Source organism: Halorussus rarus, assembly GCF_003369835.1.
In the GTDB taxonomy this organism is placed as follows: domain Archaea; phylum Halobacteriota; class Halobacteria; order Halobacteriales; family Haladaptataceae; genus Halorussus; species Halorussus rarus.
Window position 1 is genome coordinate 17,819 of the sequence record NZ_QPMJ01000005.1, and the last position, 21,862, is coordinate 39,680.

The 21,862-nt window shown below is 68.7% G+C and carries 21 protein-coding genes; 6 read left to right on the forward strand and 15 right to left on the reverse strand.

Annotated features, from left to right (window positions below; all coding sequences use genetic code 11):
- Window positions 1–205 precede the first annotated feature (205 nt).
- On the reverse strand, window positions 206–1,027 hold the full coding sequence (locus DVR07_RS20605; RefSeq protein ID WP_115799313.1) for a helix-turn-helix transcriptional regulator: 822 nt from the start codon (window positions 1,025–1,027) through the stop codon (window positions 206–208).
- A gap of 309 nt (window positions 1,028–1,336) precedes the next feature.
- On the opposite strand from DVR07_RS20605, the gene DVR07_RS20610 reads away from it, so the two are divergent.
- From DVR07_RS20610 to DVR07_RS20620, 4 genes are all read left to right on the forward strand, one after another.
- Complete coding sequence (locus DVR07_RS20610) at window positions 1,337–1,921, forward strand: DUF1330 domain-containing protein (protein WP_240147650.1); 585 nt, start codon at window positions 1,337–1,339, stop codon at window positions 1,919–1,921.
- A 43-nt stretch (window positions 1,922–1,964) separates the two neighbouring features.
- The gene (locus DVR07_RS21900; RefSeq protein ID WP_162829660.1) at window positions 1,965–2,165 is read left to right on the forward strand and encodes a hypothetical protein; all 201 of its coding nucleotides are present in this window, start codon (window positions 1,965–1,967) and stop codon (window positions 2,163–2,165) included.
- A gap of 299 nt (window positions 2,166–2,464) precedes the next feature.
- On the forward strand, window positions 2,465–3,244 hold the full coding sequence (mobA, locus tag DVR07_RS20615; RefSeq protein WP_205254585.1) for a molybdenum cofactor guanylyltransferase: 780 nt from the start codon (window positions 2,465–2,467) through the stop codon (window positions 3,242–3,244).
- Window positions 3,241–3,684, forward strand: coding sequence for an adenylyltransferase/cytidyltransferase family protein (locus DVR07_RS20620; protein ID WP_115799214.1), 444 nt, complete (start codon window positions 3,241–3,243; stop codon window positions 3,682–3,684). Before mobA (DVR07_RS20615) ends, DVR07_RS20620 begins: the two co-directional genes overlap by 4 nt.
- A gap of 11 nt (window positions 3,685–3,695) precedes the next feature.
- Here DVR07_RS20620 and DVR07_RS20625 read toward each other — a convergent pair whose 3' ends face one another.
- The 8 genes from DVR07_RS20625 to DVR07_RS20660 all read right to left on the reverse strand — a co-directional run bounded on the left by DVR07_RS20625 (window position 3,696) and on the right by DVR07_RS20660 (window position 13,245).
- Window positions 3,696–4,121 carry a molybdopterin-dependent oxidoreductase gene (locus DVR07_RS20625; protein WP_115799215.1) on the reverse strand — a complete coding sequence of 142 codons (426 nt, stop codon included), beginning with the start codon at window positions 4,119–4,121 and terminating at the stop codon, window positions 3,696–3,698.
- A 116-nt stretch (window positions 4,122–4,237) separates the two neighbouring features.
- Window positions 4,238–5,566 (reverse strand): P-loop NTPase, encoded by a 1,329-nt coding sequence (locus DVR07_RS20630; protein ID WP_115799216.1) that lies wholly within the window; start codon window positions 5,564–5,566, stop codon window positions 4,238–4,240.
- Window position 5,567: 1 nt separating this feature from the next.
- Window positions 5,568–6,146, reverse strand: a complete 579-nt coding sequence (locus DVR07_RS20635) for a hypothetical protein (protein ID WP_115799217.1) — start codon at window positions 6,144–6,146, stop codon at window positions 5,568–5,570.
- A gap of 5 nt (window positions 6,147–6,151) precedes the next feature.
- Complete coding sequence (locus DVR07_RS20640; protein ID WP_115799218.1) at window positions 6,152–7,075, reverse strand: HEAT repeat domain-containing protein; 924 nt, start codon at window positions 7,073–7,075, stop codon at window positions 6,152–6,154.
- The gene (locus DVR07_RS20645; protein ID WP_115799219.1) at window positions 7,072–8,088 is read right to left on the reverse strand and encodes an ethylbenzene dehydrogenase-related protein; all 1,017 of its coding nucleotides are present in this window, start codon (window positions 8,086–8,088) and stop codon (window positions 7,072–7,074) included. Before DVR07_RS20645 ends, DVR07_RS20640 begins: the two co-directional genes overlap by 4 nt.
- Complete coding sequence (locus DVR07_RS20650) at window positions 8,081–8,875, reverse strand: TorD/DmsD family molecular chaperone (RefSeq protein WP_115799220.1); 795 nt, start codon at window positions 8,873–8,875, stop codon at window positions 8,081–8,083. Before DVR07_RS20650 ends, DVR07_RS20645 begins: the two co-directional genes overlap by 8 nt.
- A gap of 9 nt (window positions 8,876–8,884) precedes the next feature.
- The gene (locus tag DVR07_RS20655) at window positions 8,885–10,066 is read right to left on the reverse strand and encodes a 4Fe-4S dicluster domain-containing protein (RefSeq protein WP_115799221.1); all 1,182 of its coding nucleotides are present in this window, start codon (window positions 10,064–10,066) and stop codon (window positions 8,885–8,887) included.
- A complete protein-coding gene (locus DVR07_RS20660) occupies window positions 10,066–13,245 on the reverse strand; it encodes a molybdopterin-containing oxidoreductase family protein (RefSeq protein ID WP_115799222.1) in 3,180 nt (1,059 codons plus the stop codon). Before DVR07_RS20660 ends, DVR07_RS20655 begins: the two co-directional genes overlap by 1 nt.
- Before the next feature lie 793 nt (window positions 13,246–14,038).
- On the opposite strand from DVR07_RS20660, the gene DVR07_RS20670 reads away from it, so the two are divergent.
- Together DVR07_RS20670 and DVR07_RS20675 are read left to right on the forward strand one after the other, a co-directional pair.
- Window positions 14,039–16,054: a copper-translocating P-type ATPase gene (locus DVR07_RS20670; RefSeq protein WP_115799224.1), complete on the forward strand. Its 2,016-nt coding sequence runs from the start codon at window positions 14,039–14,041 to the stop codon at window positions 16,052–16,054.
- Between the two features lie 39 nt (window positions 16,055–16,093).
- Window positions 16,094–16,378, forward strand: coding sequence for a helix-turn-helix domain-containing protein (locus tag DVR07_RS20675; protein ID WP_368281147.1), 285 nt, complete (start codon window positions 16,094–16,096; stop codon window positions 16,376–16,378).
- A 102-nt stretch (window positions 16,379–16,480) separates the two neighbouring features.
- Here the strand turns inward: DVR07_RS20675 and mobA (DVR07_RS20680) are convergent, their stop codons facing one another.
- The 6 genes from mobA (DVR07_RS20680) to DVR07_RS20705 are packed head-to-tail and all read right to left on the reverse strand — an operon-like array spanning window position 16,481 to window position 21,847.
- On the reverse strand, window positions 16,481–17,158 hold the full coding sequence (gene mobA / locus DVR07_RS20680) for a molybdenum cofactor guanylyltransferase (RefSeq protein ID WP_115799226.1): 678 nt from the start codon (window positions 17,156–17,158) through the stop codon (window positions 16,481–16,483).
- A 6-nt stretch (window positions 17,159–17,164) separates the two neighbouring features.
- Window positions 17,165–18,415, reverse strand: coding sequence for a P-loop NTPase (locus DVR07_RS20685; protein ID WP_115799227.1), 1,251 nt, complete (start codon window positions 18,413–18,415; stop codon window positions 17,165–17,167).
- Between the two features lie 10 nt (window positions 18,416–18,425).
- On the reverse strand, window positions 18,426–19,367 hold the full coding sequence (locus tag DVR07_RS20690; protein ID WP_115799228.1) for a HEAT repeat domain-containing protein: 942 nt from the start codon (window positions 19,365–19,367) through the stop codon (window positions 18,426–18,428).
- Window positions 19,364–20,293 carry a phosphate ABC transporter permease gene (locus DVR07_RS20695; protein ID WP_115799229.1) on the reverse strand — a complete coding sequence of 310 codons (930 nt, stop codon included), beginning with the start codon at window positions 20,291–20,293 and terminating at the stop codon, window positions 19,364–19,366. Before DVR07_RS20695 ends, DVR07_RS20690 begins: the two co-directional genes overlap by 4 nt.
- Before the next feature lies 1 nt (window position 20,294).
- Complete coding sequence (locus DVR07_RS20700) at window positions 20,295–20,999, reverse strand: molecular chaperone TorD family protein (RefSeq protein ID WP_115799230.1); 705 nt, start codon at window positions 20,997–20,999, stop codon at window positions 20,295–20,297.
- The gene (locus DVR07_RS20705; protein ID WP_115799231.1) at window positions 20,999–21,847 is read right to left on the reverse strand and encodes an ethylbenzene dehydrogenase-related protein; all 849 of its coding nucleotides are present in this window, start codon (window positions 21,845–21,847) and stop codon (window positions 20,999–21,001) included. The genes DVR07_RS20700 and DVR07_RS20705 overlap by 1 nt, the downstream gene beginning before the upstream one ends.
- Window positions 21,848–21,862: the final 15 nt, after the last annotated feature.

The following is a 21,862-nucleotide window of genomic DNA, read 5'->3' on the forward strand; positions in this document are numbered from 1 at the left end:
GCCTGGTTTTCGGTCGCGATTCGTCACCATGTCGCCGCTATTGGTCGCTTGCGATGTCCGCAAACACGACTGCTAAATACAGCCTCTGTATCTTGCACCGGCCCCTTCGGCCTTCCCAACGCTGTCAGGAATAGCGTGCTGAATAAAGGGCGCGCGTTCATCAGATGTCCGTTGCGGAACACAGTAGCCCGTACGAATCACTTGGTCACATGTCGGGCAACATCGCCGGGTCTAGCGGCACAGCATCGGTCCTGTAGTCCTCGTAGAGGGACGCGGCCCACGACACAACGTCGGGAGCCTCAGTGACTAACACGCCGTGAACCACCAGTTCATCCTCCATCTTCTGCTCTTCGCCCAACCAGATCACCACCGTGTCATCGTACAGTTCCAAGTTGACCGGTACCTCCCCTTCGTATACCCAGACGCCGTCCCGCTCCGCTCGGGCCCGCCAGAGTGGCACTTGGTCAGGATTCTCATCGAGCGCATCGAACCAACTGGCTTCAATTACGAGTTCGGAGTCCAACTCCCCTGCTTCCGACTGGGTGTATGCGAGTTCCGCGAAGCGAGGGACGGCCGTTGTCGCGAGTGAACGCTTCTTGGTTGCAGCCAACAGTAGCTCTGCTACGTAATCAAATGGCTTGGCTGGATTAGTAGGAACTGCAGTGATAATGTTGACGTCTCTGAAATGACAGAAATCGAGCGACTGAACTGGCGGCGGCAGCCAATAGATGGCGTCTCCGAGGCGCTGCACACCTTCGATGGTCTGCCGATACGCGTGAAACTCCTCGATCATGACTTCCCCCAGATGTGTGAGTTTATACTGACTCCCTTCGGAGTCGATCCACCCGCGCGATTCACCCTCGTCGAGAATCCGCGCGACGGTCGACCGGGAAGCCCCGGTCTGCTCGACGAGACTGCGACTCGTTGTCGCCCCGTCGGTGAGTGCCTCGAATACCCGCACGCTATGTGGCGAGTTCACGAACACTTGCATCGCGTCCAGCGTGGATTTCAGTGTGTCTGGTGTCATAGCCTCGGCCACCTCAGAGGACTTCTCGACAGTCGTTGCTCGCACCACCCCTGTTTCGTGTCGGTGTGTTCATGCTGGCCAGCAACCCAGTTGCTGGTCCCAAGGGCCGGGAATTGTTGCATGGGGTGGGCAGATTCGAATCGAGTAAGAATATCAACCGACTCATTGTTATATGTTATCGTGGTTCACGACCGGGCCGGGGAATGGGATACTGGCCCCGAGCCATGGAGTGTCAATCACCGGCCGATTGAACGAACTCGGTGCCGGCGAACGACCCAGAGCAGGGACCTGAACGGACGACCGGAGAGGATGAGAATGCCTACCAACGGAGATCAACGGAAGACTGACGACATCGACTCCAAAGACCACCACGCGGACCGCGTACGCGCACAGGAACTACAAAATCAGTGGAGAGAGTGTGAGACTGTGACAATGACCAACGAATCGAATCCAGACGCCATCTTGCGCCGAAGGCTGTTGAAATCAGGGGCGGTCTTAGCGGGCGCATTCGGGATGATACCGGCCGCAACAGCTAGCGACCGTGAGAACGAGACGCAGACTGACGAAACGACCACCAGCGAACCTGCCCAATCCCGGAAGGGATACGTGATTGCTGTCGACGGGATAACAGACAGGGACCGGTATATGAACGAATATTTCCCCGTTGCCGCAGAGACAACTGCCGCACATGACGGAGAGGCGCTCGTTATCTCGTCTGAGCCGACCGTGCTTGACGGCGAATGGGGTCATGACCTGACGGTCGTCTTGGAATTCCCATCCGTTCAAGCAGCGAAGGAGTGGTATGCCGATGACGCCTTGCAAGGAGTCCAGCAGATTCGCTACGAGACCACCGCCTACTCCAATAAGATCGTCACCTCTCAATACTCCCCCTGAAGATCGCGCGTAGGAATTGCACCATCTTCTTTCCTCCCGGTAAATGGGAAGCATCCTCTCCGGCTCAGAAGACTTCGTCGAGGAACTCACGGATGATCGCGTTCACAGCTCCGGGGTTCTCGAGGTTCGAGGCATGGCCCACTTCGGGAATCCGTTCCAAGCGGGCGTCGGACAGCTGATTGACCGCCGGCTCGGCGCGGTCCGGTTCCACCACGAGGTCCACCTCGCCGTGGACTCGGACTGATCACGCGCCGGCACGCTACTCCGGCTCACGCTGTAAGCCGCGGACGCAGTTCATCCTTCGACCGGCTGGCGTAGATAGCCCGCATCTCGGTCACCCATTGCGTTCTCGGTGCGGTCGGTCGTCGGTCCGTTACCACCCGCTCGTCGCGGCTCTCTCTTGTGTCGCGGTCGAGATGCTCGCATTGTTTTACGTAGAATTCCCCCCGTCGGGCTACCTCTCAACGTCGCACCGCCCGCAAATCGGTCGCCCCGAATCTGTTCGGCCCAACTACTACCGATTACGGACCCAAATCGCCGGCCGTGATCGAGACGAACCGACGGCGAAGGCCCGCGCGTGGGACGACGGGGGACGACGAGGCGACCGGCAGCGGAGGGCCGGGAAGCGAGCCGGGGTCCGGCGACGTCGCCGGCGTCGTCCTCGCGGGCGGCTACTCCCGTCGGTTCGGCGACCGCGACAAAGCGCTCGCCCGCCTCGCCGGCCGGCCGCTCCTCGCGCGGGTGGTCGCTCGACTCGGTGCAGCGACCGACAGCGTGGTGGTCAACTGCCGGGCCGACCAGCGCGCGGCGTTCGCCGACGCGCTCGACCTGTCCGCGGATTCGGAGACCGGAGTCGACGTCCCGGTCCGATTCGCCCCGGACCCCGTGCCCGATCGCGGCCCCCTGTTCGGCTTCCGGACCGCGCTCCGGGCCGTCGAAGCCGAGACCTGTGCGCTGTCAGCCTGCGACACTCCGTTCCTCGACCCCCGCCTCCTCTCGGACCTCGCCGACCGACTGACCGCCGACTCGGCGGCCGAGGCGGTCGCAGTCGTGACTAAGGACCGTCCGCACCCGGTTCCGGCGGTCTATCGGACCGCACCGGCGCTCGAGGCCTGCGACGCGCTGCTCGACGCCGGCGACGGTCGGCTCTCGGCACTGTTCGACCGCCTCGCCGTCCGTCGCGTGTCGGCCGACGACGCGGTCGGCGACGTCGCCCGGAACCTGTTCGACGTGGACACGCCGGAGGACCGCGAGCGGGCGGCCGTCCTGCTCGCCGACCGGACGTCGAGCGAGCGCGGGCGGGAGGCCACCCCGCCGCGATGACCCGCGTCGTCGCCCGCGGGACGTTCGACCTGCTCCACCCCGGCCACGTCCACTACCTGCCGGAGGCCGCCGCGATGGGCGACGAGCCCCACGTGGTCGTGGCCAACGGCGACCGGGTCTCGCACAAGGACCCGGTGGTCCCCGACGCCCAGCGAGTGCAGGTGGTCGCGGCTCTCGACCCTGTGACCGCGGCCCATCCCGGCCACTCGAAGGGCATCTCCGCGCCCATCCGTCGGATCGACCCGGACCTACTGGTCCTCGGTGGCGACCAGCACCACGACGAGGACGAGGTCGCGTCGATGCTCGCGGCGTGGGGCGTCGACTGCGAGGTCCGGCGCGCCGCGGTAGCCGAATCGGGTGAGGACGAACGCTACTCGACGAGCGACATCGTCGACCGAATCCTGGCGGAGCGCGGCGAGAAAGCGGTTCCGCGTCCGTAATCGGCGGCCCGCTATTCCGGTGACGCTCCGACTCGCGGTTCCTCGTCCGGATCGAGCGACACCGCCGTAATCGACTCCACGCGCTTGACGAATCGCTCGCCATCGACGCCGTCGGCCACGAGCCTGGGAAGTCCCGACTCCCCGTCGTCGCGGCCCCTCCGGCGCTCGAAGGCCAGCACTCCGTCGAGCGCCGGCCGGATCGGCACGTCGGCTGCGAAGTCCGCTGCTTCGACCCGGAGGTGGGTCGTCTCGCCGGGGAAGTCCGCCGCAGTTGCGAGTTCGGCGAGGGGGACGCCGGTCCACTCGTCGGTGTTGCGCTCGCCCGACGTGCACTCGACCGTGCAGCGGGCAGTGGTGCGGGGCAGGGCGCGGTCGGCCGGCGGGCGCTCGTGGTCTTCGGTCGGGACTCCGGTCGGTTCGTCGGTCGCAGCGTTCATGGTTGTCGTCTCAGGGTGGTCGGTCGGATCCGATTCGATACCGGATGTTCTGTGCCGATTCGTGCTTGATGGTGCCACCAGTGCGGGTCGCCCGATCACCTCGGCTTCGACGGGAATCAGGCCGCCCGCCGGAGTTCGAGCACCCACTCGTCGGGCGCGCGGCGGTGGACCTCGCAGGCGTCGAACGCCTCGTCGGCCGACCCCTCGGCGTGCTCGCCAGCGAGCATCTCGGCCAGCGGCGAGGGGTCGTGGTCGTTCACCACGTAGAAGGCCTCGCCGGGGTCGAGCGCCCGGAACTCCTCGCCGACCTGCTCGTGGCGGATGCGCGGCGGCAGCCCCCGGACGTCGAGCGCCGAGTCGGGCACCGAGACCGGGCCGGCGTCGTCGCTCTCCAGGAAATCGGCGACGGCGTCGGCCACGTCGGCGATCGGACCGGGGCGGGCCGCCGCGTCGGACCGCTCGGTTTCCGGACTCTGCAACCCCCTGTCGAACGGGAGCTCGGCCAGCACGTCGACGCCGAGTTCCGCCTCGGGGTCGGCGTCGCCGTAGAGTTCGTGGTCGTGACCGCACTCCTCGCAGGCGAACCCCGCCATGTTCACGACCGCGCCGACCATCAGCACGCCGTTCTCCTCGAACAGCGCGGCGCTCCGGCCGGTGTCGCCCAGGCTGGTCGGGAACGGCGTGGTGACCAGCACGGCGCCCGAGACCGGCACCTCCTGAAGCGTCGTCAGCACGACGTCCCCGGTCCCCGGCGGTAGGTCGACCACCAACACGTCCCGACCCGTCCACGCGGTGTCGCCCAGCAGCTCCGTCAGCGCGTCGTGGGCCATCGCTCCGCGCCACGCCAGCGGCGCGTCGTTCGCCACGAGACCGACGCTCATCACCTGCATGCCGTCGACCTCGGCCGGCGCGGCCCGGCCGTCGTCGGTGGCCTCGACCGGCCCCTCGACGCCGACCAGGTCGGGCACGTTCGGCCCGTGGATGTCGGCGTCGAACAGGCCGACGTCGTACTCGTGGGCCAGCGCGCGGGCGAGGTGGGTCGCCACGGTGGTCTTGCCCACGCCGCCCTTCGCGCTGCCGACCGCGACGACGTGGTCGACCTCGGGGAGCGAGAGGTCGGCGCCGCGGCTGTGGGCTCCCGCCGAGCTATCGTGGCCGTGCCCGCGATGGAATTCGTCCACTTCCCCGCTCTCACCGCCGGCCAGGTCGCTCTCCACGCGGACCTGCTCGACGCCGGGGACCTCGAACGCCTCGCGCCGGACCGCCTCCGCGACGTCCTCGGCGTCTCCGGGGGCCGCACCCGAGAGGTCCATCGACACCGTGACGACGCCGTCGGCGACCGCCACGTCGGTCACGAGGCCGGCGTCGACGACGCTCGCACCGAAGTCGGGGTCCTCGACCTCGGCGACCGCCGCCTCGACGCGGGCCTGGATGTCCTCGGCCATGTTACCACGCCTCGAAGTCGTCCATCGGGTTCTCGCCTTCCTCGTCCGCTTCGTCGTGCATCAGCGTCCCGCCGTAGGGCCGGAACTCGAAGTCGTAGGCGCTGGCGACCCTGTCGAGTTCGTCCTCGCGCTCGGCGATGACGCCGGTATCGAAGTCGGCCCGCTCGACCGCCGCGACCAGCTCGTCGTCGTCCACGACGCCGTCGGCGTATGCCGCGGCCACGCCGTCCCGGAACTGGTCGGCGTTGCGCCGACATCGGGCTGCCTCGTCAAACTCGCTGCGGATTTCCTGGGTGGGCCGGCCGCGGTCGGTCGGAATGTCGGCCAGTCGGTCGACCGCGCGCTCGTCGTAGTGCGCGGCGGCCGAGAGCACCTGGACCACCTGCTCGGTCGCCGAGAGGTCGTTCCACGCCTCGCGGGCCTCGTCGGCAACCATCGCGTCGACCACCTCGTCCCACGCCGTGTCGCGCTCCACGTCTTCGAACGCCTCGGCGACGAACGCCCCGACGTGGTCGTCGGGGATGGAAACGCCGAGCGATTCCTCCGCGGTCCGTCCGCGCTCTGCGTCTGTCTCTGTCATCTGAATCACTCCTCCGTCGGTCGCCCGGGACCGCCGGGCGGTCGTCGGTCGTTCGGTCCGGGCCCGCCGGTCGGTCCCGTGCCGCCCTTCGGCCCCGCCCCGTCGCCGGGGACGCCGCGGGGCGTGTCGGCGGGCGCCTGGGGGCCGCCGCCGGGCGGGCCGTCGTCTATCTCCACGTCGAGTTGGTCGGGGTCGACGCCGCGGGCCGCCGCCAGCGCGCGCTTCGCGGTTCGCTTGACGTCGTCGCTCCGGTCCGTGATGCCGTGGGCCTCCAGGGCCTGCTCGGCCCGGTCGGTCGCGAGGTCGCCCAGCGACTCAGCGGCCTTCGCCCGGACGAACGCCTCGGGGTCGCGGGCCAGCACCGCTGCCAGCAACCGTACCGCCTCCTCGACGTCGTCGGCGCGCTCGCCGAGGTACTGCGCGGCGTACTCCCGGACGGCGGGATGGGGGTCGTTCTTGATCCGGTCGGTCAGCTGCTCGGGGGCGACCCGGCCGGTCTTGCCGAGCGCGATGACCGCGTTGCGCCGGACCCACCCGCTGTCGTCGTCGAGCGCGTGCGCGAGCGCGCCGGCCTCGGGTGCGGCCCGCGAGAGCGCGACCACCGCCTCGGCCCGGACCCACTCGTCGGCGTCGTCGAGCCCGGTCCGGATCGCGCTCTCGGCCGCGTCGGGCGCCTCGCCGGCGGCCGCCCCCAGCGCCTCGACCGCGAACTGCCGGACGTCGGCGCTGTCGTCGACGGAAAGCCGGTCGGCGAGCGCGGTCACGGTATCGGGGTCGAGCCCCGCTGCGTCCGCGCAGTCCACGAGCGCGAGCGCGGCGTCCCGGCGAACGGGTTCGCGGTCGTCGTCGAGCAGGTCCCGAAGGTCGGCCTCGTCGCCGTCGCGGGCGGGCGAGCGGTTCCGGGCGCTCCGGTTGGCGTACTCGCTCATTCCTTCGCCCTCCAGTAGACGACTGTCCAGGTGAGCAGGGTCGTCGCGACCAGGCCGAGCACCCAGTTGCCGACCGAGTGGGTGAGCCACATGCCGCCGGCCGAACCGCCGGAGCCCGATCCGCTGTCGGAGCCGCCCGACTGGCTCCCGCCCGAGTCGCTCGACCCCGAGCCGGCGGACGCGTCGGTCATCGCCCAGTCGCCGGTGTCGAGCTTCGTGAACTGGAGCGTGATGGACTTCTGGCCGTTGACCTCGTCGGCGCTCCCGTTCCACACCGCGAACGCCAGGTAGACGTTCTTCGACCCCGAGAGGCTGGCGTCGAACTCCCCGTCGGTGTCGTGCGCTCGGGTGAACACCACCGACCAGCCATCGTCGGTCCGCTCGGCGTTCGCCCGGACGTTCTGGCGGGGCGCGTGGGTCAGCGAGCCGTACCCCTTCGCGTAGTAGTTCTGGGCGTACCGGTCGTACTGGCTCTTCGACAGGGGGTTGCCCGCGGCCCTGCCGGGCATCGTCTCGTTCTCGGGGTGCGGATACGTGTACATCTGCCCGAACGACGACCGGTTCTCGAACTGCCAGCTCGCCCGCCAGTACCAGATGTCGACCGGCTTGCCGGCCGCGCCCATCGTGATGGGCGGCCGGTCGCCCGACCGGAGCATCACCGCGGCGGCGTCGCTGTAGTTGCGCGGCGCCCGGATGTCGGCGTCCCGGGTCGGGTCGGCCCAGGACAGCCGGAACGCGGTGTGAGACTCGTTGTGAACGGTCTGGACCGTCAGGTCGTCGACGCTCCCGCCGCCGAACGGCGGGGCCATCTGCTGCTTCGACAGCGACACCGTGCGCTCGGGCGCGTCGCTCCACTGGGACGCCGCGGGATCGGTCGGCACCGACTCGACCGCGACCGCCGGCTGGGTGCCGCCGGTGACCGCTGCTGCGACCGCGGTCTGGGCGAGCACCAGCGCGGCCACGACGACCGCAGTCACTATCGTCGCCCGCCGCGCCGCGTCGCGGTCAGCCACGCGGACTCACCTCCGCGGCCGCGTCGACGTCCACGTCCGGCTCGGGATGGGCGGCGACGTCTCGCGTGACGACCGCCTCCGCGAGGTCGGCGGCGGCCCGGTAGACCGCCTCGGCGGCGCGCCGGGGGTCGTCGTAACCCTCCCGCTCTTTCAGGTCGGCGGTGGCTTCCCGGACGTCGTGGGCGAACGCCGGCACGAAGTCCCCGAGGTGCTCGTCGAGCACCATCCCTTCGGCGCGTTCGAGGTTCGCCGCGGCGTCGGTCTCGCCGTCCTCGCGGGCGACCGCCCGGCGGGCGGCCAGCACCTGGAGGAGTTCGAGCTCGACGACCACGTGGTCCTGGCGCTCGTGGAAATCCTCGGCGGGCTCAACGCCGAACGCCTCGAGCAACCCGACCACCGTGGCGATGCGGCGCTGCTGGCGGCTCACCTCGTCGCCGACCGTGTACTCGGCCTCGTAGGGCACCACGGCGTAGGTGCCGTCGTCGCTCGGCAGGCCGAACAGTTCGTTGTACGCCGATTCGAGCGCCTCGCGGTCGGTCGCGGCGAGCGCTTCGAGCAGGGCCTCGACCTCGGCGATCAGGTCGAGTTTCCGGCCGGCCGACCGGAGGCCCTCGACGGTCTCCTCGTGGGTCAGCTCCGCGACCAGCTCGTCGTCGGGGTAGCAGTACGCACCGGCCGCAGCGCTGTAGAGCGCTGCCCGGGCGGCGTGGCGTTCCGAGGGAGACAGTTCGTCGGCCCCCTCGTCGTGGTGGGGATCCGTGTTGTCGGTTGGTTGTGTGTCGTCCATGCTGTCACCTCACGGTTGGTTGGTCCACTGCTCGCCCTCGCGGACCTCGAGCTCCTCCTCGATGGGCATGTCGACGACCTTCTTGCCCTTCCGGTCCCAGCCCTTCACCTTGTTCTCCTTGACGGTGTAGGTCTCGATGAGCCGGGTGGTCGCGCCGAACAGCTGGAGCACGCCCAGCAGGTGGTGGCTCGGGTCCCGGACGCGCTGCTGGATGATCTCGACCGACTCCTCGTAGCTGTTGCCGGGCCAGTCGTTGCGCTTCCGCTCGGTGTTCGGCGTGAACATCTGGGTCAGGAACTCCGGCGGCACGTGGTACGGCGGCATGTAGAACACCTGCGGGCGGGTGCCGAACTGCGGGTACAGCGGGAGCGCGACCTTCTCGTCGGACTTCGCCAGGTAGTTGATCGGGCTGCGGCCCTTCGCCGCTGACTTCTTCCCGTTGGGATGGCCCGCCATCGGCCCGCGGTTGATGTTGCCGTGGAGCCGGGTCTTGCCGATGCACGAGGAGACGCACCGGGGGACGTTGCCCTCCTCGATGCGGGGGAAGCAGCCCACCGGCTTCTCGGACACGCCGGTCTCGGGGTTGTACATCGGCTTGTGGTACGGACACGCCTTCACGCACTTGCGGTAGCCCCGGCACCGCTCCTGGTCGAGCAGCACGATGCCGTCCTCCGAGCGCTTGTAGATGGCCTTCCGCGGGCACGCGGCCAGGCACGCCGGATTCTTGCAGTGGTTGCAGAGCCGGGGCAGGTAGAACTGCCACATGTCGTGGTACTTCCCCTCCTCGGGGTCGCTCTCGACCACGTCGCCGGTGGGGTACTCCCCGTGGGCCTGGTCGTCGCCCAGCGCGGGGTACTCCCACTCCTCCTTGCGGGCGACGTACCCCTTGACCTGTTCGCCTTGTTCGGCGGCCTCGAAAATGGTCTCGTCGGCGCCCAGGTCGTCGAGCAGCCGCATGTCCCAGCCCATCGGGTAGCCGCCGTAGGGCTCGGTCTCGACGTTCATCCACCACATGTACTCCTCGCCCTTCCCGCTGGTCCAGGTGGACTTGCAGGCGAACGAGCAGGTGTTGCAGTTGATGCAGCGGTTGATGTTGACGATCATCCCCCAGTGCCAGTCGCGCTCCTGCTGGCGGTGCTCGTAGGGGTAGCTCTGCTTCCGGCCGAGCTGCGGGTTGTACACTTCGGGCATCAGTCGTCACCTCGCGTGGTCGTGGTCCCGTTCGTCGACTGCAGCGACCCGCTGACGTACTGCTGGAACGTCGGGTCCTCGCGCGCGTCACCGGGCCAGTAGTCCGCGTCGTCGTACTTCTCGACCTTCACTAGCGTGTCGCGCTCGACGCCCGTCGGCGACCAGACGGCCTCCTCGTACCCGACGTGGAACCCGGATTCCCCGCTCCACGAGATGGTGTCCTCGACCTCGTCGTTGATGTTGGGGTTGCCGAAGGTCGATTTGTGGACGAGGTCGTCGGTCTCCAGCATCGGGTTCAGCCAGATGTTCGTGGCGACGTTGTAGCCGGCGATGTCGTCGCCGTCCGCCTCCTCGTCCTCGGGGAAGTGTTGCTCCCACCAGCCGTGCCAGATGGTGAGCTGACCGACGTCGCCGGCGTCGCTCGGCCGCTGGCGCTCGCTTATCATCACGCGGACGACGACCGACCCACGCTCGCCGACGATGCGGACGTAATCGCCGTTCTCGACGTCGTACTGCTCGGCGTCGCTCGGATGCATCTCGACGAACGCTTCGCCGAGCGGCGGCGTCTCCTCGGTCTCACCGTCGCCCTGCGGGAACGAGAAGTCCTCGACCAGCCGCTCGGTCCCTTCGGGGTCCGCGCTCGTCGACCCGAAGTCCCTCGACGCCCAGATGAGGTTCCAGTCGGTCATCCCCCACGACGAGTGGGTCCGGTACTTCGGGTGGGGCGTGTTGTAGAAGAACTGGTACCCCTCCTCGTAGAGGTCGTTGGTCTCGTCGGCCGCGCTGTCCCACGTCTGGTTCGGCCCGTACGGCGTCCCCTCCGGGCTCTCGACGTGCGAGAGGTCGCTGCGTCCGAGTTCGAGGAAGCGGTCCTCCTCCTTGTGGAACTCCATCCGCCCGGTCTTCGTGAAGAACGGGCGGTCCTCGTGGGTCTGCGAGTAGAACGGCGTCCGGGGATACGTCTTCAGTTGGAGCCGCTCGGGGCCGCTCTCCAGGTCCTCGACGTCGATGTCGCGGGTCGTCATGCTCGCGTCGAACACCTCCCGCATGTAGTTGCGGACGTCGCCGTCCTCGTCGAGGAACTCCGCGAAGTACTCGCGGTAGGAGTCGACCCGGCGCTCCTCCGGCGGGATCTTCTCGTCGAGCTTCTCGGCGACCAGCGCGACGATCTCGCCGTCCTGTTTGGTGTCGTAGATGGGGTCCATGACGCCGCTGTCCATCGTGATGAACGGGTTCTCCGGGCCGACGGTGATGTCCGGGTACTCGCACTCCAGCCAGGAGGGGACCGGGAGCACGATGTCCGCGTGCCGGGCGGAGTACGTCATGTGCATGTCCGAGACGACGAACAGCTCGTTGTCGGTGTCCGGATGCTTCACGAAGTTCCGCATCACGTGCTCCTGGTGCTTGGTCTGGTTCAGGAGGTTGCAGTTCATCGTCCACAGGACCTCGGGCTTGGCCATCGTGTACGTCTCGGCGCCCTCGGGGATGACCGGCTCGTCGGCGTCCCCCTGCGGTACCAGGTCGAGTTCCCCGTCGAAGTCCCCGCGGATTTCGTGGGGGTCGAGCTGCTCGCCGCCGAAGAAGGCGAACGCGTAGCCCGGGTACATCCCGTGGGCCTTGTGCTCGCCGGGGTTGACGTACTCGGGGTAGCCGTCCAGGAGCTCTATCTTGTACTGTCCCGAGAAGTTGTGATAGCCGCCGCCGGGTTCGCCGATGTTGCCCAGCATCGACTGGACGAAGAAGACCGTCCGCTGCAGCTCGGTCGCGCCGTGGAACCAGTGGTTGATGCCCTCGCCGGTGATCCACTGGGCGGTGTCGGCCTCGGCGAACTCCCGGGCGGTCCGCCGGAGCGCGTCGGCGGGAACGGTCGTGATCTCCTCGACCCGCTCCGGCGGGTAGTTGGCCACGATGTTCTCCTTCTGGCGGGCGAAGTCGGTCCGGACCGACACCGTCGACTCGTCGAGGAGTTCGACCTCCCGCTCGGCCTCCAGCTTCGGGGTCGCGGGCGTCTCGGAGCCGACCTCCTCCCGGGCCAGCGGTTGCAGACTCCCGTCGTCCGCGACGACGACGAAGTCGCCCCAGTCGCCCTCCTCCTCGGCGTCGTGGGCGTTCTCCGGCGGGGCCTCGCGGTCCGCGAACACCTCGTGCGCCCGGAGGTACTTGCCGGTGTCCTCGCGGACCAGCAGCGGCAGGCTCGTGTACCCCCGCATGAACTCGGGGTCGTACAGCTCCTCGTCGATGATGACGTGGGCGAACGCCAGCGGAATCGCCGGGTCGCTCCCGGGGCGGACCGGCAGCCACCGGTCGCACTTCTGGACCGTCGGCGAGTAGTCGGGGTAGATGCCGACTATCTCGCCGCCGCGCTCGCGCATCTCCTGGAACCAGTGGTTGTCCGCGAGCTTGTTGTGGATGAGGTTCTTGCCCTGGATGACGGTGTAGTCGGACTTCCGCCAGCCGGCGGCGTCGCCGTCGCTGGTCTGGTAGCCCGTCGTGATGACGTGACCCGGCGGCAGGTCGGCGTACCAGTCGTACTCGGTCCACTCGCACCCGCCGAAGACGGACGCGAGCCGCCGCCCCGACCCGTGGCGCGTGAACAGCCCGTCGGACTTGATGGCGTTGAACACCTGGAAGTGCTTGTGGTCCTCCAGGTTCGCCATCTTCTCGGCGATGAGGTCGATGGCCTCGTCCCACGAGACCCGCTCGAACTCGTCCTCGCCGCGTCCCTCCGGGCTCGGGTCGTCTGGCGACCAGCCCTTGCGGACCATCGGGTACTTGATGCGACTCGGCTCGAAGGTCCGCCGGTGGAGCGTCAGCCCCTTCATGCACCCGCGGGGGTTCCAGTTCTGGCTCACGTCGGCGTCCTCGTAGCCCGACGGGCCCACGCTGGGCTCCTCGTTGTGGTAGACCTGCTCGGCTCGAATCGGCACCCCGTTCTTCATGTAGAAGTTGAGCGCGCACGACTGGGTGCAGTTGGGGTGACAGACCGTCCAGTCGACGTCGTCGTAGGCGTAGATGTCGTGGTAGACCTGCTCCCAGTCCCTGTTCGGGTAGGATTTCAGGGGGTTGTTCACCTCGGTCACGGGTTCGACGCCCTGGGTCGCGCCCCACTCGCTCGTGAGGAGCGCGCCGACCGCACCGGCTCCCGCTCCGCGGATGAAATCTCGGCGCGAGAGACTCATGGTTCGGCCCCTCGTCTATGCGGTCGTCCCGGCGTTGCTACTTGCGTCATACACTAGCTCTTCATGACGTCTCAACCTTCAAGCCGCAAACCGATTGCAGACCCGTGAGAACGCCCGCGAACACCTTCGGTCCGATAGTCTTCAGTAGGATTCCGGGCGCGCGGAACGCTCGAGGGGTCTCTTTACTCAGGAGTGGTACGTGGTCCGCGATTCGTACGGGCGTCGAACGGTAGGGCACGATCTGGGACCTCCCGGCGACTTCACCGTCCTCGGTGACAACGGTACTTCCGACGGATGCGGTCACGCATGTGCGAGCAACGTCGTTCACCGAGGGATCTGACTCGATTCACCGAGGGATCCGACTCGACGGCCACAGCGTCCTTTCGTGCCAGTTCTCAGCAGCACCTAACGTCTGTTCGTTCCCCGACATCGGCTAGGATTCGTCTGGCTCCCCTCGCAACGTCGGCGTCAATGGGTGACCGAATTCCCTTATCGCAGGCTCCCGTACAGGGCGTCAAGAGAGCAACTGATGAACGATCGGAATTCTTCACCGAACGACGAATCGTCGCACGACCACCGCGAACACGACGGCCACGGCCGTCCGTCGAGAGATGGTGCGGAGACGGGCGATGTCGACCGCGTCGAACAGTCCATGCTCGAGGAGGAAACTGCGGAGTCCGAACAGACAGAGAATCACGGGGGTCACGGGACTGACCACGACGCTGGACAAGTCGGTATGGACCACAGCGGTCACGGCGAACAGGAACACGACGGACACGGAGACCACGGCGGGATGCACGCCGGCCACGAGCAGATGTTTCGCCGGCGCTTCTTCGTCTCGGCGTTGCTGTCGATACCGGTCCTCCTGTACAGCGAGACGCTTCAGGAATGGCTCGGGTTCTCAGTGCCGGCGTTTCCCGGTAGCCAGTGGATCAACCCCGTCTTCGCGGTGGTCGTCTTTGCCTACGGAGGAATCCCGTTCCTCCGGATGGCAGTCCCCGAACTGAAGGACCGTTCGCCGGGGATGATGACGCTCATCTCCATGGCTATCAGCGTCGCCTTCGTCTACAGCCTCGCGAGCGTCGTCTTCCCGACGGAATCGGCGTTCTTCTGGGAACTCGTGACGCTGATCGACATCATGCTCCTCGGTCACTGGATCGAGATGCGCTCCGTCCGCCGGGCCTCGAGTGCGCTCGATGAGCTGGCGAAGCTCATGCCCGACACTGCGGAGCGCGTTACCGACGGTGGCGAAACGGAGGAGGTCCCAGTGAGCGAGCTCTCCGAGGGGGACCTCATCCTCGTCCGTCCGGGAGCTAGTGTTCCTGCCGACGGCGTGGTCGAGGAAGGTGACTCGGACGTGAACGAGTCGATGATTACCGGCGAATCCAAACCCGTTTCCAAAGAACCGGGAGACGAGGTCATCGGCGGTACGATTAACGGTGACGGGAGTCTGCGAGTGCGAATCGACGCGACCGGCGAGGAGACGACGCTCGCGGGCATCATGCGCCTCGTCGAGGAGGCGCAGGGCAGCAAATCGCAGACCCAGGTGCTCGCGGACAGGGCTGCCGGATGGCTGTTCTACGTCGCCGTCGGCGCAGCTCTCGTCACCGCTATCGCTTGGACTCTCGCGACGTCGTTCGACGCAGCAGTGATCGAGCGGGTCGTCACAGTGCTCGTTATCGCATGTCCACACGCACTCGGTCTGGCGATTCCGCTCGTCGTCGCCATCAACACCTCACTCGCCGCGCGGAACGGGATGCTGGTCCGCGATCGAATCGCCATGGAGCAGGCCCGTGAACTCGACGCGATAATCTTCGACAAGACGGGGACACTCACCGAAGGCGAACACGGTGTCGTCGGGTTGGCAACCGTCGACGGCGTCGACGAAGATGAGGCCCTGACTCTCGCGGCAGCCGTGGAGGGCGACTCCGAGCACATGATTGCCAAAGCCATACGCGAGGCGGCCGACGAACGTGGAATCGAAGCGCCAGACGCCACCGGCTTCGAGGCGATGAAAGGCCGCGGGGTGAGCGCCACGGTAGACGGACAGGAGGTCTTCGTCGGCGGGCCGAACCTTCTGGATCAGCTCGACAGCGACGTCCCCCCGGACCTCGAGTCGTTCGCCGACGAGGCCGGCGAGAACGCACAGACCGTCGTCTACCTCGTTCGCGAGGGAGAACTGATCGCTGCGTTTGCGATGGCCGACGTCATCCGCGAGGAAAGTTACCGAGTCGTCGACGCGCTTCACGAACTGGACATCGAAGTGGCGATGCTCACGGGCGATTCCGAAGACGTGGCGAACGCCGTGGCCGACGAACTCGGCATCGACACGGTCTTCGCTGAAGTGCTGCCCGAAGACAAGGACACGAAGGTGCAGGAGCTGCAGGATCAGGGGAAACTCGTCGCGATGGTGGGCGACGGCGTCAACGACGCGCCGGCGCTGACCAGGGCGGACGTCGGTATCGCCATCGGCAGCGGCACGGACGTCGCCGTGCAGTCGGCCGACGTGATCCTAGTCCAGAACAATCCGATGGACGTCGTGCGCCTCGTGAAACTTAGCAACGCAAGCTATCGAAAGATGCAGGAGAACATCCTCTGGGCCGCCGGATACAACGTGTTCGCCATTCCGCTCGCCGCGGGCGTACTGGCCCCCATCGGCATCCTGCTGTCGCCGGCCGTGGGTGCGCTGTTGATGTCGCTCAGTACGGTGATAGTGGCAATCAACGCTCAGCTGCTTCGGCGGGTTGACCTGTCAGTGCCGAGTCTACCGGGCGTATCGACGCCGGAGGGGGCGCGACCGGCGGACTAGCGATTACGAGCCCAATTCAGATACGAGAACTGCCGGAACATCCCCGAAGCCACGAGCGAGGAATCGCTGTCCACCAGCAAGATATCGGACGAGTGTGACATCCCGCTCTCGACCGCCTACCGCAAGGTAGAGTTGCTCACCGACGCGGGACTGCTCGCGGAGAAGACCCGGCTCCGTCAGTCGGGCAAACACACAAGCGAGTACTCGCGGAACGTCGGTGAGGTCTCGGTGGCGATCACCGCGGACGGCGACCTCGAGGCGACTGTCTCGCGGCGCGTGCAGTCCGACGGTCCCAAGCAGTTGCTGTTCGGCCGAGCGCAGTAGGCGCGATGTTCGGACCCTCGGACCGCACACGGAGGCTGGCCTCGCTGTTCGAGGCGGTCGCCGGGACCGACGCGACGACGGACGACTGGGCCGGAACGGGTCTCAGTCGACGCGGCGGAGGGCCGGTGATTCTACTTCACACCGGAGCTCCTGATACTCCCGTCTGGTGTTGATGTTCCGGACTGACGTGGCGAGAGGGACGTCCGACGGCGCAGCCTCGATGGGCACGGTGATCGTCTCCGACACCGCGTCCAGTAGCGCTCGCAGACCGGCAGCTGACGGGAGGCGGTGACGCACGTCGACCACTGCCTCCCGACGATAGAACCCGTGTAACGGCTGGCACCGTCCGTCCGCGTCCGCCGGTACGAGTGCGTCCGGTGGTGGATCGACCGACCGAATCCGGGTCGCGAGCCACGCGATCGCCGCCGGCGAGAGCCGCGGCATATCACAGGCCGTCAGGAACAGCCATTCGTCGTCGACGTCGGGGAGGGCACCGTACAGGCCGGCGACCGGTCCATCGAGCGACGCCGCGTCGAACGCGAACCGCGGTTCGATTCCCGACTCCAGTCCCGCTTCGATGGCGTCGCGCTGCTCGGTCCGGTTCACCGCGACGATCGGCGGGTCGTCCGCGATGGCGTGCACGGCTTCGGCCACGCGCTGAACGAAACTTGTACCGTTCACGACTGCGACAGCCTTGTCCGCCTCGCCGAACCGCCGACTGTCGCCCCCCGCGAGCACGACGCCGGAGAAGTCGGGACGGCGATGAGGGTCCCCGGACACGGTTTGTCAGGGCCGGACGGCCTTGAGCGCCCACTTCTCGAGGCCCCGACGTTCGACCGCGAACTCCGGGAGCGCCTCGGTCGGGTCGCCCTCCCGGCCCGTCAAGTCGGTCAGGAACTCGCCGACTGGCGTGGGGTCGCGGTCGCTCACGAGGTAGAGCGGGTCGCCCGAGCCCAGCGACTCGAACGACTCCCGCACTCGGTCGACCCGTTGCTGGGCCTCGAGACCCCGGATGTCGACCGGGTCGCCCGGGAGTTCGAGGCGGTCTGCGTCGGCCAGCCGCTCCGCGACGGTCTCTGCCAGCGCCTCGAACGCCTCGGGGGCGGACCCGGGGCTTGGCTCGGCCTGGAGGTCGGGCGAGAACGGGAGCTCGGCCAGCACCGGCATCTCGAGGCCCTCCGCGGGCGACTGGCCGGGGAACATGTCGTGGTTCTCGCCGCAGTCGTCGCAGACGAAGCGCTCCATGTTGAGGACGGCGCCGAGCACCGGCACGCCGTTCTCCTCGAAGAGCCGGCGGCTCCGCCGGGTGTCCTCGACGCTGGTATGGAACGGGGTCGTAACGAACACCACGCCGTCGATGGGCACCTCCTGGAGCGTGGTCAACAGGACGTCGCTGGTGCCGGGCGGCAGGTCGATGACCAGGGTGTCGGGGTCGTCCCACGCGGCGTCGGCGAACAGGTCCGACAGCGCGTCGTGGGCCATCGCGCCCCGCCACGCCAGCGGGCCGCCCTCGGTCATCAGCCCGACGCTCATCAGCTCCATCCCGTCGACCGTGGTGGGGATGGGATTGTCCTCGTCGTCGGCCATGATGGTGTCGTCTACGTCCAGCAGCGAGGGGACGTTCGGCCCGAAGATGTCGGCGTCGAACAGCCCCACGTCGCGGTCGGCCGCCATCGCGCAGGCCAACTGGGTGGCGACCGTCGACTTCCCGACCCCGCCCTTGGTCGAGGCGACCGCGACGACCGTGTCGATCTCCGCGATGGACACCCGGTCGTCGGCGTCGACGCCCGCCGGCTCGACGTGGGCGGTCTCGACGCCCGAGACGTTCCGCACCGCCCGGAGCATCGTCTCCATCACCTCGCTGCTGGTCCGGGGGTCGAACCGGCCCAGGTCGGCCTCGACGGTGACCGCCCCGTCGTCGATCTCGATGTTCTCGACCAGGCCGGCCTCGAACACGTCCATCCCGGTCCGGGAGTCCTCGACCGCCCGGAGGGTCGATTCCACGTCGTCCTGTAGCTGGTGTTGGTACTCGCTCATGGGTCGTCGGTCAGAGATTCGGCTGTCGGTTGAGCAGGTCCTCGCCGGGCAGCAGCGTGTCGCCCTCGGCCATCGCGCCAGTGAACCGCCGCCGGAACCGGTCGGGGTCGACCGACCGGGCGTGGCGGGCGGTGAGTGCCACGATGTCGCTGTCGTCGCTGGTCGCCATCCCCTCCAGGGTCCGGCGGGCGCGGTCGTCGTCGATGCCCGCCAGTACGTGGGCCGCCCACTCCCGAACGCGCTCGCTCGGGTCGGTCGCGGCCTCGATGGCGTCGTCTAACACCGCCTCGCCCCGGAGCTTGAACAGCGAGATGAGCGCGTTCCGGCGGCTTGCGTGGTGGTCGTCGGCGAGCGCCTCGTCCATCCGGTCGGCGTACGCCTCGCGGTCGATGCGGTCGAGCGCCACCACCGCCTCGGCCCGGACCCAGGGGTCGTCGTCCTCGCGGGAGACCGCCAGCGCAACCTCCCCGGCGTCGTCGGCCCGGAGCTTCGCCAGCGACTCGACCGCGAACTGCCGGACGTCGGCGTCGTCGTCGCTCAGCGCGACCGTCGAGAGGGCCTTCACGACCGCAGCCCCGCCGTCGGTGTCGGCCAGCGCCAGCGCGGCGCGTCGCCGTTCCTTCGTCGACCCGTTCTCCAGGTCGTCGAGCAGGTCGCGGGCCGAGGCGTCGGCCACAGGGTCGGTGTCGCTGGCGGTCAGGTCGTCGGGGTCCATCTCGCCGATGGTCACGTCTCGGCTCACCTCGATGTCGGCGAGGCTGTCGAGACTGTGGCCGAACCCCGGGCTCTTCGTGGGGTCGAGCTGCGGGTCGGGCTCCTCCTCGACCTCGTCGTACTCGGGGTCGTCGGCGTAGGGGTCGGTCGCGCAGCCGCAGTCGCCCCCGCAGCCGCACTGGTGGTCCTGTCCGTGCTGTTCGTCTCCGTCGTGGTGGTGGTCGTGTTCGTGACTCATGCCGAAGTCCCTCCGCCTGCGATGGTCGCCGCGACGAACGCCGCCGCGAGGGCCGCTCCCAGCGCCCGCGGAATCGACGACGGGACGCCCGCCGCCAGGAGCAGTAGCCCGGCCGCCGCGGGCGCGACCCGTCGGCCCGCCGCGCCCTCGGCCACCGTCGCCGCGAGTCCGCCGATTGCCGCCGCGAGCAGGGGGGCCGACGCGCCCACGACCCCGCCCGCGACCAGGACGACCGCCCCGGAGACGAACGGGGCGGCCCCGGTCAGGTGGAACGCCGCCGCCGCGGCGAGGCCGCCGACCGCGAACGCGCTCGGCCGGGGCCGGAACGCCAGCGGGGTCGCCGCCATCCCGACGAGCGCGAGCGTCGACCCGGCGGGCCGGAGCGCGGCCGGCCGGACGCCGACCGCGCCGAACAGCGAGAGCGTCAGCCCGCCGAGCAGTGCGGCCGCGACGAGACCGCCCGCCACATCCCAGTGCGTCGCAGGACGGTCGACCGCCCCGGCCCGGCCGACCAGGGTCAGCCAGCTGCCGACGACGACGGCGCCGACTGTCGGGAGCGCGAACGCGGTCGACACCGCCGACAGGAAGCCGAAGGTCCCGACCAGAATCAGGCCGGTCCGCGCCCACGCCTCGTCGGCGGTCGCGCCGAGGAGCGTCGCCCCGGCGGCCGGCCCCAGAACCGCGGCGGTCGCGGCCGCGTCGAGCCAGGCGGCGGACGCGGCGCTCGGCAGGACGACCGGGGCGTTCAGCGCGACCCGCGTGGCGGTCAGCGGGCCGAGCCCGGCCACCGCCGCGCTCGCCGCTGCGAGCCTGACGGTCCGCGTCCGGGGCTCGGGCGCCGCTGCTACGGCTGCGACTGCCAGCGACCGGCCGCGCTCGCCGACGGCCGCCGCGCGCTCGCGGACGCCGCCGGTCGACTGACTCATCTCAGTCGCCCTCCAGCCGGTCAACGAGTCCCGCCCGGTCGGCGGCGGTGAACTCCTCGAGCAGTCGGGCGAACCGGCCGTACGCGCCGGTGTTCGCCTCGCTCTCGATGCGCTCGACGACCCCCACCGAGAGGTACCGGAGGTGGCGGTCGAGGAAGTCGAGCCGCGCCCGGGCGGCGTCCTCGCCGTCGGCGGCGGCCTCGCGCCGGGCGAGGTAGCCCGCGAACTCCAGTTCGATTCGGAGGTGGTCGTGGTGCTCGCGGTCCGACGACGACGGTCGGAGCCCGTAGTAGTCGAAGGCCCGCGCGAGGTCGAGGTTCACGTCGGTCCACGACGCCTCGGGTCGGTAGGCCGACTCGTAGAGCGGGACCGGCGGCTCGTCGGTCGAGAGCGTGCCGTCGGTCCGGTCCTCGTACTCGGAGTAGCCGATGACGAACAGGTCGTTGTAGCGGGCACAGAGGGTGTCGTAGTCGTCGTCGGTGGCGATATCGTCGACCGATACGTCGAGGGGCGTCCGGGCGAGCAACTCCCCGAACTGCTCGCGGAGGTCGCCACCGGCGAGCGCGCCGTACAGTTCCTCGTTCGGGTGCTCGAAGGCGCTGGCGAGCAGGGCGTACGCCGTCCCGCGGGCCGCGGCGTCCGGGTCGAGCGCCTCGCGGTCGACCGCCGGGTCCGGCCGATCAGAGGTCGGGGCGTCGGTCCCCATCAGGAACCACCCCTCGTGACCGCGACCGCGGTGACGCCGACCACGACCGCGATGGCCAGCCCCGCGATCGCCCACAGCACGGTCTGGTACGGCGGCCCTTGCGGCCCCGGACCGAACGGAAGTGTCTGCCACTCGCTGACCGCCTTCCGACCGGCGCGCTCGGTGTTCGATCCGTTCCAGACCGCGAACGACACGGGGACGTCCTGCTCCAGCCCGATGGACGCCCGGTTCTGCTGCTCGGCGGTGAGGTTGCGCGAGAACACCACGTACCACCGGCCGTCGCGGTACGACGCGTTGGTCGCGATGGCCGTCCGGTTGAACGGCGTGGTCGTCCCCGGGCCGGCGGCCAGCAGCTCCTGGCGACCCATCGCGCCGTTCCACCACCAGACGTTCACCATCGACTGGGGGCTGCCCATCGCGATGCCGGGCTGCTGGCTGACGTTGGCCGGGAACTGGACCGCGACGGCGTCGCCGTACGAGCCGATTCGCGGCGCATCGTACTGGGACGGCGTCACGTTGCCGTCCTTGGTCGCGTCGGCCCACGACACCCGGACGAACAGCCGCTCCCGAGTGTGGGCGGCCTCGACGTTCGCCCGCTCGACGGAGGTCTGGTTGGCGTTCGGCACCTGGCTCGGGGCGCTCGACAGCGTGACGGTGGCGGTCGAGGCGTCGTTCCACGCCGGTGCGGTCGGCGTCATCAGCGAGCGCACCTGATCCTGGGACGCGGCCATCACCGGGATCTGGCCGGCCGGAGCGCCCGAGGCGTACATCGGGACGAACGTCGCCGCGAGCACCAGCGCGCCGGCGAGCAAGAGCCGCCGTGCCGTCGCCGCGAGCTCATCCTCCATCCTCGAACACCTCCG

Bases quoted from the DNA above. Each gene is read 5' to 3' on its own strand.
- DVR07_RS20625 (WP_115799215.1), bottom strand. From the start codon at position 4,121: ATGAACGCTGCGACCGACGAACCGACCGGAGTCCCGACCGAAGACCAC.
- DVR07_RS20605 (WP_115799313.1), bottom strand. From the start codon at position 1,027: ATGACACCAGACACACTGAAATCCACGCTGGACGCGATGCAAGTGTTC.
- DVR07_RS20610 (WP_240147650.1), top strand. From the start codon at position 1,337: ATGAGAATGCCTACCAACGGAGATCAACGGAAGACTGACGACATCGAC.
- DVR07_RS20670 (WP_115799224.1), top strand. From the start codon at position 14,039: ATGCACGCCGGCCACGAGCAGATGTTTCGCCGGCGCTTCTTCGTCTCG.
- DVR07_RS20620 (WP_115799214.1), top strand. From the start codon at position 3,241: ATGACCCGCGTCGTCGCCCGCGGGACGTTCGACCTGCTCCACCCCGGC.
- DVR07_RS20705 (WP_115799231.1), bottom strand. From the start codon at position 21,847: ATGGAGGATGAGCTCGCGGCGACGGCACGGCGGCTCTTGCTCGCCGGC.
- DVR07_RS20655 (WP_115799221.1), bottom strand. From the start codon at position 10,066: ATGCCCGAAGTGTACAACCCGCAGCTCGGCCGGAAGCAGAGCTACCCC.
- DVR07_RS20635 (WP_115799217.1), bottom strand. From the start codon at position 6,146: ATGACAGAGACAGACGCAGAGCGCGGACGGACCGCGGAGGAATCGCTC.
- DVR07_RS20650 (WP_115799220.1), bottom strand. From the start codon at position 8,875: ATGGACGACACACAACCAACCGACAACACGGATCCCCACCACGACGAG.
- DVR07_RS20660 (WP_115799222.1), bottom strand. From the start codon at position 13,245: ATGAGTCTCTCGCGCCGAGATTTCATCCGCGGAGCGGGAGCCGGTGCG.
- DVR07_RS21900 (WP_162829660.1), top strand. From the start codon at position 1,965: ATGGGAAGCATCCTCTCCGGCTCAGAAGACTTCGTCGAGGAACTCACG.
- DVR07_RS20630 (WP_115799216.1), bottom strand. From the start codon at position 5,566: ATGGCCGAGGACATCCAGGCCCGCGTCGAGGCGGCGGTCGCCGAGGTC.
- DVR07_RS20690 (WP_115799228.1), bottom strand. From the start codon at position 19,367: ATGAGTCACGAACACGACCACCACCACGACGGAGACGAACAGCACGGA.
- DVR07_RS20640 (WP_115799218.1), bottom strand. From the start codon at position 7,075: ATGAGCGAGTACGCCAACCGGAGCGCCCGGAACCGCTCGCCCGCCCGC.
- DVR07_RS20695 (WP_115799229.1), bottom strand. From the start codon at position 20,293: ATGAGTCAGTCGACCGGCGGCGTCCGCGAGCGCGCGGCGGCCGTCGGC.
- DVR07_RS20685 (WP_115799227.1), bottom strand. From the start codon at position 18,415: ATGAGCGAGTACCAACACCAGCTACAGGACGACGTGGAATCGACCCTC.
- DVR07_RS20700 (WP_115799230.1), bottom strand. From the start codon at position 20,999: ATGGGGACCGACGCCCCGACCTCTGATCGGCCGGACCCGGCGGTCGAC.